Here is an 11181-nt window from a genome sequence, read left to right on the forward strand (position 1 = left end):
CTTGCGCTTCCATTCGACCTCACCTAGAAACTTCATGCCTGTAGAGTCCATGAGTAGATGCAGCCCATCGCTACTTTTTTGGTAGCTGATTACAATATCAATATGCTTTTGTCTTCTACATATGGTCGAATAATCTGGGGCCGTCCCATTTAAGCCAGAGAGTTTAATCAGACTTTGCACAAAGCCAGTAACCATACGTAAAGACAGACGAAATAAGGATTTAATCATTAAGCAGCATTGGATGGCTGCGTCGGAGTAGGTTTGATTTCGCCCTTGTTTGCCTTTTGATGGAGCATACCAGCAGGATCAAACCAAATGGCAATATTTCCGCGACTAATGAGTGCTCGATTATATGCGGGCCAATTGGTTGTGCGGTAGATTTTCTGTGTAGGCTTCTTCATTTGAAAATTATATCGCTGAAAAAGCCTTTACAGATAGGTTTGTGCAACAAAGCCGTTTCACGTGCGAAAGGTAAAGAAATTACACTTGATCTTTAATTATTCTCTCTTTAACAATTGAGCGAGAGCTCAATTGTTTTTTTTTAACCCTCTGCTGAAATTACATCCTGTTATTTGAAAGACCTAAAACGACTTGATAAGGTTTAAAACCCTCTAATACAGCCTCGGCAACTAATTGAATAAAAGCTTCAGTCTTTCCATAAGCCATCCATTGATCTAGGGCTTCATAGTAGGCCAATCGGTTTTCAACTGTGATGACGCAAGGTGGATAACCAGCTTTAAGCAATTCGAGATTCATCAATAGACGTGATGTACGGCCATTGCCATCAATGAATGGATGGATACCTACAAAATCAGCATGTACTTTAGCTCCACGTTCAATGGGGTGAAGCTTATGTGCCTCTGAATTATACCAATCAACTAACTGAGCCATCTTTTCATTTAATAATGTGTAATCAGGTGGGGTAGATGTAGCACCAGAGATTAGGACATTTTGTTGACGATATCGGCCAGCATTATCATCATCAATATTCTTTAAGATAAGCTGATGGATATTACGAATTTGCCATTCAGAAAAAGGCTCCTCTTTCCGAATAATATCTTCAACATAGTAAATTGCATTTCTATGGTTGATCGCTTCGAAGTGTTCTCTTAATGCCTTTCCACCAACAGTAATACCTTCGAGTACTACTTTAGTTTCTAGCAGGGTGAGTGTATTGCCTTCAATTGCATTCGAATGATAGGTCCAACGGACAATAAGATCTTCTTGTAAATTTTTGACAATTGATGGAGAAAGAGGGCGATGTTGATCTAATTTTTTCTTTAAATCATCAATAGTTTCAAACATAACCTTATCCCTGAATTTGTCTTAGTCGATAATACATGAAAAAAGAAATATCAGAAATGTAGTGATATATCATTACATTTTGTATTGGTTGTAAAAGTGGTAAGTGGACTTGCTCAGGGTATCCTAGAAATGGGACAACCTCATTTTGAAGACACATGGGGGCGTTTATGGAAAACTTTAATCTTAAGCCAGTGGAATCCTATTTTTCTCAACATTCCTGTAAAAAGCTTGATTTATCAAAACCAAAAAGCTTATTACGATGCATTGCAAGCGAGGACAGATCGTTCAGATTCTGCACCTTCTATTAGGTTTATTTTGCAGATGATTCTAGATGCAATACTTAGTTCTGATGCCAGCGATCAAGATACCGCTCAAGCTAGCGTACAAGTTAGCGATCAAGTTAAACGTCTCATCCAGAATATGGAGCAGAAAGAATATAACTTAACTGAGCTTATGGCTCTATTAGACTTGTCCCATCGAGCCACATTCCAAAAAAAATATTTAACTCCAGCATTAAAAGCAGGTGTGATTGAACGTACCCTCCCTGATAAGCCTAAGAGTCCTAAGCAAAAGTACAAATTAAAAAATTGAACTATGCTGAGGTTGATGTGATTATTAATATCATAATGAGTTAATTGTAATGTTATAACATTACAATTATCTTTAAGTATAATGTTCTGCTATAATGCCGTACGCCACTTTAAATCCTCAATTCGGATTTGAACAAGATTTTAAAGTGATTCAATGCACTAAATCTAATTTGGGTCAAAATTGGGTCAATGAATTTTTTTATTCAATAAAAAAGCTTTAGAATGAATAGGTTAGGATTTGAGTTCAATTGACGCCACCTCCATCAAAATTCTTGTTATAAATCAGCCGCTTATTTAAGTGGCTTTTTTATTGCCTAAATTTTATAAGCGATTTAAAAGATCAAATCAAAACTAGAACGAATACGCTCAATCAATAAATGCTTCGACTCTGACAAATGGGTGTTTTTACGAACCATCAATTGGGTCTGAGCCATGTTGCACAGCTCGGAATCAATAGTTAAGGCAACGGCCTGACCTTCTTTGACTGCATCTGCAATATCTGCATAGCGCATGGCGGAAATCCCATGTCCAGCCACAACATAGTTTTTTAGAGCATAAATAGAGTTGGTGGTCAGGCCAATATTCAGGTTTACTTGTAAGCGCACCATTTCACTGTCGAGTAACTGACGGAAACCATGCCCTACGGGCATTAAGGCAAATTTATAGGCTGAAATTTCGGAAAGACAAATGCGATGCTTGAGCTTGGCAAGAGGATGACCGGCAGGAACAGCCAGAATAAAAGGTTCTATTTTATGGGCAATAGTGCTGATGTCTGTATGAAATGGGGGATTATACGCCAGTCCAATATGCGCCAGGCTGTCCACGATATGTCGTACCACATGTTGGGCACTCATTAATTCTAACTGGATTTCAAGATTTGGATATTTATGATGCACATGTCGAAGTACATCATAAATCATGTGTTGCATATAACTTTCACTAGAAACAATGTTCACTTTGCCGAGTTGAGAAGATTGCAGCTGAAATAAACTGTCAAATAATTCATTTTCACGATTTTTATTTTCCTTGAAATACTCAAGTACCAGATAGGCGGCTTCAGTCGGAATAATATGCCGACCCTTACGTTTGAACAGGTTTATTTTTAATTCTGATTCAAAGAGTTGAATTTGTCGGCTCATGGCGGACTGTTCAATATTCAGGATATCTGCCGCTTTGCGCATCGAGCCAAACATCATCACCGTATAGAAATAACGCAAACGCTTTTCATTGATTCCGTTCAGTGGCGCAAGGAATTACAACTTTCTGTCCATAAAAACTCTGATGCTTTTAAAGCATCAGTATGCCGAATAAATTACATTGTTATCAAGTCAGGAGCATGCTTACATGGATTTTGAACAATAAGAAGATCTAGATAAAAAGGAGTTTTAGATGGATTTAATGACCTCCCGTCAACAACGGTTAGACCAGATTTACAAGAAAGTAAGCTGGCGGCTACTGCCATTTTTATTGCTGTGTTATTTCTTTGCTTATCTGGACCGGATCAATATCGGATTTGCCAAGTTACAAATGCAGCAGGAGCTGGGCTTTAACGATGCAATTTATGGCATGGCAGCCGGCATATTCTTTTTAGGTTATGTACTGTTTGAAGTGCCAACCAACCTGTATTTTGAAAAAGTCGGCGCCAGAAAAACCATTACCCGCATCATGATTTTGTGGGGCCTGACCTCCATGTCGATGCTATTTGTCACCACCCCGCAGATGTTCTATGTCTTGCGCTTTTTACTAGGTGTATTCGAAGCCGGTTTTGCCTCAGGCATGATTTTCTATCTGACCTATTGGTATTCTGGTGCACGCATGGCACGCGTGATGGCGATTGTCATGCTGGCCGGGCCACTGGCTGGCATGTTAGGTGCGCCGTTATCGACACAAATTATGAGTACTTTTCATCAGATTTATAATCTTTCTGGCTGGCAATGGTTATTTTTATTAGAAGCTGTGCCGACCGTGCTGTTGGGCTGCGTAGCATACTTTTATTTAACCGATCATCCTTCACAAGCAAAATGGCTGTCCCAAGAGGACAAAGCCTTATTGGTGAAAGAAATTTCGCAACATCAGTCTGCCACTGGTCATAGTAATTTTAAAGCGGTATTAAAGGATCCTTGGATTTATTTCATGGCCTTGGCCTACTTCACCATTATCTGTGGGATCTATGCGATTGGCTTCTGGCTACCATCTTTACTGAAGTCGGGCGGTATCCAAAATTTGCAGATGATTGGTTGGCTGGTGGCGATTCCATATTTATGCGGTGCAATTTTCATGATCATTTTTGCCCGCAGCTCGGACAAATGGCAGGAACGGAAATGGCATTGTGTAGTGCCGACGGTATTGGCCTGAGTCAGCTTGATGTTGTCGGTGATGAGTGCGAATTTCCTGCTGTCCTTTATTGCGATCTGTACCGCAACGGCCTTTATGTTTAGTGCCTATACCATTTTCTGGTCAATTCCATCGAAATACTTAAGCGGTAGTGCGGCAGCAGGCGGAATTGCCCTGATTAACAGTATTGGATTACTCGGTGGTTTTGTCAGTCCAAATATTATGGGCATAGCGCAATCAATGACCGGTTCCATGCTGGCAGGCTGGTTCACGATTGCTGTGATCATGATGCTCGGTGGCGCTTTCCTGATTTATGCCTTCAGACTGAAAAAGCAAGCTGCGCCTCAGCAAACAACACGCGCCGCCTTAATCGTCGATAAATAATCAATACGTAGCATAGGAAGGATTCAGGATATGAAGAAAATCATCATTGCGGGCTTTCAACATGAAACCAATACCTTTGCCCCGACCAAAGCAAGCTACGCGGATTTTGTCCAGGGTGGGGGATTTCCGCCGCTTAGCCGCGGCGCAGATATCCTGAAATTTCGGGAACAGAACATTCCGATTGGCGGTTTTATTCAACAAGCGGAACAATTCGGGTATCAACTTTTACCGGTGATCTGGGCGGGCACTTCACCTTCAGTGCATGTAGAGCAGGACACTTACCAGCGGATCTGTGATGAAATTATTGCAAGCATCCAGCAGCATCCGGCAGATGCGGTGTATCTGGATCTGCATGGTGCTATGGTCAGTGAACAGGTGGATGATGGTGAAGGCGAATTGTTAAGACGGGTTCGTGAAGCAGTTGGGCCGGATATTCCGGTAATTGCCAGTCTGGATTTCCATGCCAATGTCACGCAAGCGATGTTTGCCCATAGTGATGTGCTGATTTGCTATCGGACCTATCCGCATGTAGATATGGCCCAAACCGGACAACGTTGCGCTCAAGTGTTGGATCAAATATTCCGGGGTAAAAAGCTGCATAAGCAAATGTATAAGCTGCCGTTTTTGATTGCGCTGAATGCACAATGTACCGAGCTGGAACCTACCCAGTCTTGTATGAATTTACTCGAACAGCTAGAACAAAATAATCCTGTCCAGATGAATTTCACGCCGGGTTTTCCGGCGGCAGATTTTGCCGAATGTGGTGGTTGTATCTGGGGCTATAGTGAAAATGCTGTGCAGTTAGATCAGGCCATGCAACGCTATATCGCCCATGTGCTGCAACAAGAAACGCATTGGAATATGGGTTTTTTATCACCCGATCATGCCGTGCAGCAGGCGCTGCAATTATACCAACAGCATCATTCGACCAGACCCGTAGTGATTGCAGATACTCAGGATAATCCGGGAGCTGGTGGCGATTCGAATACAACCGGGATGCTATCGGCGCTACATCGACATCAGGTGAAAAATGCATTGATTGGCCTCATTGTAGATCCTGCGGTGGTGCAACAAGCCTATCAGTTTGAGCTTGGTCAGCATTTTTATGCGCAACTGGGTGGAACATCGGGTATTGTCGGGGATGCCCCATTTAGCGCTGAATTTAAAATCAAAGCCTATAGCGATGGAAAATTCAGCTATGGCGGACCCATGATGCATGGCGTCGAGGCGGATATCGGCCCGAGTATATTGCTGGAAATAGACGGTATTGAAATTGCAGTCAGTTCCTACAAAGCCCAGTTGCTCGATCGTAATATGTTTAGAATTTTTGGTGTTGTGCCTGAAGATAAATCGATTATCGTGGTGAAAAGCTCGGTACATTTTCGTGCAGATTTTCAGGACATGGCTGCTGCCATTTTGGTCGCGAAAGCGCCTGGTGCCATGAAAGCAGACCCGAATGACCTGCCTTGGCAAAAGATTGATCCTGATAGACGACTCGTGCCGATGGGCGAAAGTCTGGCGCAACGTGATCAGCCATTGCGTCGTACGGTCTAATATTTAACTAACATCCAATTAACACCCAAACGATTGAACAGGCTAGATCCATCACGATCCAGCCTGTTTTTTTTGATCACATCTTCATTTCCTTAAACTCAATACAATTTTCTGGTACCTGATCCCGCGTCTGAGTCTGCCAAAGATGGACTAGTCTGATATCAAACAGGGCTAGCTAAAAAAAGCGGACAGGAATTCAACATTCTTTTCAAACTCAACAAAATACCTATAATTCCAATTAGAAACTTGTTGTAAATTAAACCTTAGGAAAAAAACAAATACAGTTTTGACTTTCTTATTTTAAATTAGACGAATCAACCGGAGATTCTCATTGCGCGCTGCCCGCTATAAAATTTTGCTCATTATCGTATTGCTACTGGCAGTAGGGTTTGCTCTATTTCGTTGGTGGCAGGGGCCAGTGGTGCCTAGTTATACGCTGAGTGCCATGCCGCTGGTACAAAATGTTGTTGCGACCGGACGTGTTGCGACAGTTTCACGTGCCCAGGTAGGCAGTGAAATTAGTGCTGTGGTTCTGCAACGTCTGGTGCAGGAAGGCGATCAGGTTAAACCGGGTGATCTGCTGGTGGTATTGAAATCGGATGAATTGCTGGCCCAAGTCAGACAGGCCGAGCTGGCATTGACCGAATTGGCAAGCAGCCGACGGCCACAGGCTGCAGCAGAACTGGCCAGTGCCAAAGCCCAGCTGGAGCAAGCCAGCCGAGAAGCTACACGTCGACGTAATGCAGAAGCCGGTATCCTGTCGAGGGAAGAAGTCGAACAGGCTGTGGAAGCAGAAAGAGTCGCGCGCAATAATTATGAGACAGCTCGGGTAAAAGCAGCCGCATTGGCTGCGGGTCAAGTCGAAGAAGCGTCGCTTCGGGAGCAGCTTGCAGTGGCACAGGCTCAACTGGCCAAAACCAAGATTCGGGCTGCGGTCGCCGGCACAGTACTGACACGCGATGTCGAGCCGGGTGATCTGGTTCAGCCGGGACAAACTTTATTTACCATTGCGTTAACAGGGAATACAGAAATCCGGGTACCGCTAGATGAGCGGAATTTACCGCAACTCGCCTTGCAGCAAAATGCGACCGTCATTAGCGATGCCTATCCGGATCAGTCTTTCCCAGCTCGGATCAATTTTATTGCGCCAAGTATTGACCCACAGCGCGGTACAGTAGAGGTCAGGTTAACTGTCAACCCCGTACCTGATTTTCTGCGTCAGGACATGATGGTATCGGTGAATGTCGAGACGGCCAAACGAACACGGGCACTGGCTATTCCGAATGATGCTTTAAGCAGTATCAAAGGAGATAAAGCTGTGGTCTTAATGGTACGTGATGGAAAAGTACAGCGTCAGCAGATTACTTTAGGCTTGCGTGGCTTGGCCATGTCGGAAGTGAAATCCGGACTGAGCGAGGGTGATCAGGTGCTGGCAGATGCCGAATCTTCATTGGAGGATGGCACCAGAGTTCGCTTAAAACCACAACAGAGTTCATTACAGAATTCTGCTGATATGGCCAATAGTAAAAATGAATTACCGGTGAACTTCGATTGAAAAATTTATTCGGGCGGCTCTGGATCGAATGGAAAATCGCGGTCAGTTTTTTGCGTGAGGGTTGCGCGCAGTCCATCATGATCACCATCGGGGTCGCCGTGGGCGTGGCAGTAATCGTCTTTATCACCGCTTTGATTCAGGGGCTACAAGCCAATATTGTCGAACGAACCTTAGGCACACAGGCGCATATTCGCCTGTTGTCACCCGATGAAGTTAACCAGATTGTGCCGTCTCCCGCCGGGACCGTGCAATTATTGCAGGAAGATAAACGGGCACAGCGGTTGCGTTCGATCAACAATTGGCAGCAGATTACTGAAACATTAGACCAATTACCTGTACTGACCGCTGTCTCGCCGGTGGTGTCTGGTCCTGCCTTTGTACAACGCGGTGATGCGATTGAATCCGTGGCCTTGGTCGGGATGAATCTGGAGCGTTATCAGCAGATCATTCCATTAAAAGAATATTTAATCAGTGGTCAGTTGCGGGTCGGCGCGGATGATGTGCTGATTGGCAGTCAACTGGCCAAAGACCTCGGTGTTCAGGTCGGCAGCAAGTTGCGACTGGATACTGGTCAACAAAATAGTGCTTTGGTGAATATTGCCGGTATTTTTGAACTGGGTGTGCGCGAACTGGATGCGCGTTATGTCTATCTGGATCTCAAGCAGGCACAGTCCTTACTCGGCCTGCCAGGCGGGGTAACGGTGATTGACCTAACCATTGCCAATATTTTTGAAGCAGACCAGGTTGCCGCACAAGTCGGACGCCTGACCTCATTAAAAGCCGAAAGCTGGATTGAAACCAATGCCCAACTGATGAATGCCATTACCGCACAAAGCCTGTCCACCAATATGATTATTGTCTTTGTCGCAATTTCGGTGGCTTTCGGGATTGCCAGCGTCATGTCAGTTAGTGTGGTGCAGCGCACCCGGGAAATTGGTATTTTGCGGGCGACAGGTGCAACCCAATCGCAAATCCTGCGAGTTTTTCTGTTTCAGGGCGCAATCTTTGGCTTACTTGGTTCAGTGCTGGGCAGCATAGTCAGTTATGGCCTGGTGTGGGTATTTAATAATTTTGGTCCGGGATTATTCTATATTCCGATATCGATTGAACTGGTGATTTTGGCATTATTGTTGGCGACATTAACAGGCGTACTGGCTGCAGCGGTGCCATCACGTCGGGCCGCGGCACTCGATCCAGTGGAGGCGATTCGTCATGTCTGAGCAATCTCAGGAAGTTCTGCGTCTGAAAGCGCTACGCAAGTCTTATAACATTGGACAGCCCAATGAAGTTGAGGTTTTGCATGGCATTGACCTGCGCATTGATCGCAACGACTTTGCTGCACTTATTGGCCCTTCCGGTTCTGGAAAAAGTACCTTACTGAATATTCTGGGACTGCTAGATAAACCAACGAGTGGCGAGCTGTATTTGTTGGGACAACCTACCAGTGCGATGGATGATACCGGCCGTACGGCGCTGCGCGGCAACAGCATCGGATTTGTATTTCAGTTTCACCATCTGATTCAGGCATTTAGTGCACTGGATAATATTCTCATGCCTTTAATGATGGCGCATGGCAAACCGAATCAGCAGGCAATGCAACGCGCACGTGATTTACTAGCGGCAGTGGGACTGGAAAAATTTGCCGAGCGTAAACCGAATGAATTGTCCGGAGGACAGCAGCAGCGGGTGGCCATTGCCCGGGCCTTGATTACTGAGCCGGCATTATTATTGGCCGATGAACCGACAGGTAATCTGGATACCCAGACCGCGGCTGATATGTTTGAACTGTTTCGTAAAGTGCATCGTGAACGCGACTGCGCCGTACTTTTAGTCACGCATGATCCGCGCCTGTCTGCCACTTGTGATCGTACCATCAATCTGGTCGATGGCCGGATTGAAAGTGATTCGAGCAATTCTCCTCAAGATTAAGCTGTACTGTAAGGAGCCAGGAGGGCTAATTTTTTGAAGCGATCGAAAAGATATTTCAGATTTATAGCTTTCAAAAAATGATAGCCATATATGAGATTGAAATAATCTGTAAACAATCTGTTTGTTAAAAAAGGATGTATGCGATTGCCTACATCCTTAAATTTTGATGGTTTAATTTTAATGATCCTGATTTTTAGCTTGATCTAATCATTGAGTGCCGATAAATCCCTCTAATATAAACGTCAGGATGAAGCCGAACTTTAATGGCACTACCGCAAGTTTCCATTTCATCCTGTGAATAAGCCTGATTTCAAAGATTCGATCCGATTTTATTGTTCCAGATTGCTTCTCAGCATCCAGGCAGTTTTTTCGTGTACTTCCAGTCTTTGCGTGAGAATGTCAGCGGTCGGCTGATCATTGGCTTCTTCAATGATCGAAAAAATACTTCTGGCGGTACGTGCCACAGTTTCATGTGCATCTACCAGTAAACGTATCATTTCTTCAGCTTTAGGTACACCTTCGACTTCTTTAATGGAGGTGAGTTTTACAAACTGTTTATAAGTGCCGGGTGCTGCAAAACCTAGAGCACGAATACGTTCAGCAATGATGTCCAACGCATTCCATTGCTCGGTATATTGAGTCATAAACATGTTGTGCAGGCTGTTGAACTGGGGGCCGGTGACATTCCAGTGGAAATTATGGGTCATCAAATACAGGGTATAACTGTCTGCTAAAAGTCTGGATAAACCATCGACAATTTTGGCGCGATCATCATGCGAAATCCCGATATCAATTTTCATTGCTTTAGATTCTTTTTTAGAAGAGGCCATGCTCTTACTCCTTCAAACTTAACGCGATACGGTGTATTAAAATAAAGTCGGATGTATCTGAAGCCCGAGCCAAGAGATGAAATGATCTCTATGACTTTGTATTTGATCTAACAGACTAAGAGATTTAAGTGGTTATAAGTTATAGATATTAAATCAATATAAAGGCAGGAAGTTTAGTCATTATGTATAAGCAGGGCGCGGGATTGTAACTATTTAAATCTGTCAAATTTTGACTATACTTCAGCGGTAGCACGTTAATTTCTCATAGCAAATTGAACTTCTAAAAAGTCCTAATCATTTCAGGATTGAAACATCGTTTTGGGTTATGACACTTATTTGTGAGCAAGATCACATATCACCATACTGAATCTTTATTTCGAAATATCTCTGCGAAATTTTAATATTTTATTTTAAATAAATAACTTAGATAAAAATTTAAATCATAAATAAATCCGAAATTTATAAAAAATAACACAATGCTGCCTTAATTAAACAAGGCACTACAAACAATAATAAATCTCTTTCTCAAATGCAGTTATGTTAGGACACAGGCGAAACCAATAACAATATTCCCAGAAGAGCAAAAATGCTTCGAGTCAGCATATTAAGAAGAAATATGAGGCTGATACAGGATCGGCTGTAGCAGATTGACTTGCGGGATGAGTTTGATTGGTCAAGCCATGCAAAATATCAGCTCAAG

The 11181-nt window shown here is 43.6% G+C and carries 9 protein-coding genes and 2 pseudogenes; 7 read left to right on the forward strand and 4 right to left on the reverse strand.

Translation table 11 applies throughout. The annotated features are described in order from the left end of the window. Both NI466_RS01510 and NI466_RS01515 read right to left on the reverse strand, forming a co-directional pair. Positions 1-401 (reverse strand): annotated as a pseudogene (locus tag NI466_RS01510) (IS5 family transposase); the annotation flags it as partial. 157 nt (positions 402-558) lie between these two features. Then, on the reverse strand, positions 559-1305 hold the full coding sequence (locus tag NI466_RS01515; protein WP_253138984.1) for a Fic family protein: 747 nt from the start codon (positions 1303-1305) through the stop codon (positions 559-561). Positions 1306-1464: 159 nt separating this feature from the next. On the opposite strand from NI466_RS01515, the pseudogene NI466_RS01520 reads away from it, so the two are divergent. Beyond that, a pseudogene (locus tag NI466_RS01520) lies at positions 1465-1896 on the forward strand (Fic family protein); the annotation flags it as partial. Positions 1897-2227: 331 nt separating this feature from the next. Here the strand turns inward: NI466_RS01520 and NI466_RS01525 are convergent. Then, complete coding sequence (locus NI466_RS01525; RefSeq protein WP_253172487.1) at positions 2228-3112, reverse strand: LysR family transcriptional regulator; 885 nt, start codon at positions 3110-3112, stop codon at positions 2228-2230. Positions 3113-3284: 172 nt separating this feature from the next. On the opposite strand from NI466_RS01525, the gene NI466_RS01530 reads away from it, so the two are divergent. From NI466_RS01530 to NI466_RS01555, 6 genes are all read left to right on the forward strand, one after another. Further along, positions 3285-4250 carry an MFS transporter gene (locus NI466_RS01530; protein ID WP_253172488.1) on the forward strand — a complete coding sequence of 322 codons (966 nt, stop codon included), beginning with the start codon at positions 3285-3287 and terminating at the stop codon, positions 4248-4250. A 9-nt stretch (positions 4251-4259) separates the two neighbouring features. Beyond that, the gene (locus tag NI466_RS01535; RefSeq protein ID WP_253159296.1) at positions 4260-4613 is read left to right on the forward strand and encodes an MFS transporter; all 354 of its coding nucleotides are present in this window, start codon (positions 4260-4262) and stop codon (positions 4611-4613) included. 30 nt (positions 4614-4643) lie between these two features. Then, entirely contained in the window at positions 4644-6167 is a 1524-nt protein-coding gene (locus NI466_RS01540; protein ID WP_253172489.1) for a M81 family metallopeptidase, read from the forward strand. Positions 6168-6498: 331 nt separating this feature from the next. Further along, a complete protein-coding gene (locus tag NI466_RS01545) occupies positions 6499-7722 on the forward strand; it encodes an efflux RND transporter periplasmic adaptor subunit (protein ID WP_253172490.1) in 1224 nt (407 codons plus the stop codon). Then, a complete protein-coding gene (locus tag NI466_RS01550; protein WP_121980078.1) occupies positions 7719-8942 on the forward strand; it encodes an ABC transporter permease in 1224 nt (407 codons plus the stop codon). The genes NI466_RS01545 and NI466_RS01550 overlap by 4 nt, the downstream gene beginning before the upstream one ends. Further along, positions 8935-9651, forward strand: coding sequence for an ABC transporter ATP-binding protein (locus tag NI466_RS01555; RefSeq protein ID WP_253172491.1), 717 nt, complete (start codon positions 8935-8937; stop codon positions 9649-9651). Before NI466_RS01550 ends, NI466_RS01555 begins: the two co-directional genes overlap by 8 nt. Positions 9652-9980: 329 nt before the next feature. On the opposite strand, the gene NI466_RS01560 is transcribed toward NI466_RS01555, so the two are convergent. Further along, a complete protein-coding gene (locus NI466_RS01560) occupies positions 9981-10481 on the reverse strand; it encodes a Dps family protein (protein ID WP_004646199.1) in 501 nt (166 codons plus the stop codon). Between the last annotated feature and the right edge of the window lie 700 nt (positions 10482-11181).

Source organism: Acinetobacter lwoffii, from assembly GCF_024129595.1.
Classification (GTDB): Bacteria; Pseudomonadota; Gammaproteobacteria; order Pseudomonadales; family Moraxellaceae; genus Acinetobacter; species Acinetobacter lwoffii_O.

What these genes read in the sequence shown, in the direction of transcription:
- NI466_RS01515 (WP_253138984.1), bottom strand. Translation starts at nt 1,305, where the DNA reads ATGTTTGAAACTATTGATGATTTAAAGAAAAAATTAGATCAACATCGC.
- NI466_RS01555 (WP_253172491.1), top strand. Translation starts at nt 8,935, where the DNA reads ATGTCTGAGCAATCTCAGGAAGTTCTGCGTCTGAAAGCGCTACGCAAG.
- NI466_RS01560 (WP_004646199.1), bottom strand. Translation starts at nt 10,481, where the DNA reads ATGGCCTCTTCTAAAAAAGAATCTAAAGCAATGAAAATTGATATCGGG.
- NI466_RS01540 (WP_253172489.1), top strand. Translation starts at nt 4,644, where the DNA reads ATGAAGAAAATCATCATTGCGGGCTTTCAACATGAAACCAATACCTTT.
- NI466_RS01535 (WP_253159296.1), top strand. Translation starts at nt 4,260, where the DNA reads ATGTTGTCGGTGATGAGTGCGAATTTCCTGCTGTCCTTTATTGCGATC.
- NI466_RS01530 (WP_253172488.1), top strand. Translation starts at nt 3,285, where the DNA reads ATGGATTTAATGACCTCCCGTCAACAACGGTTAGACCAGATTTACAAG.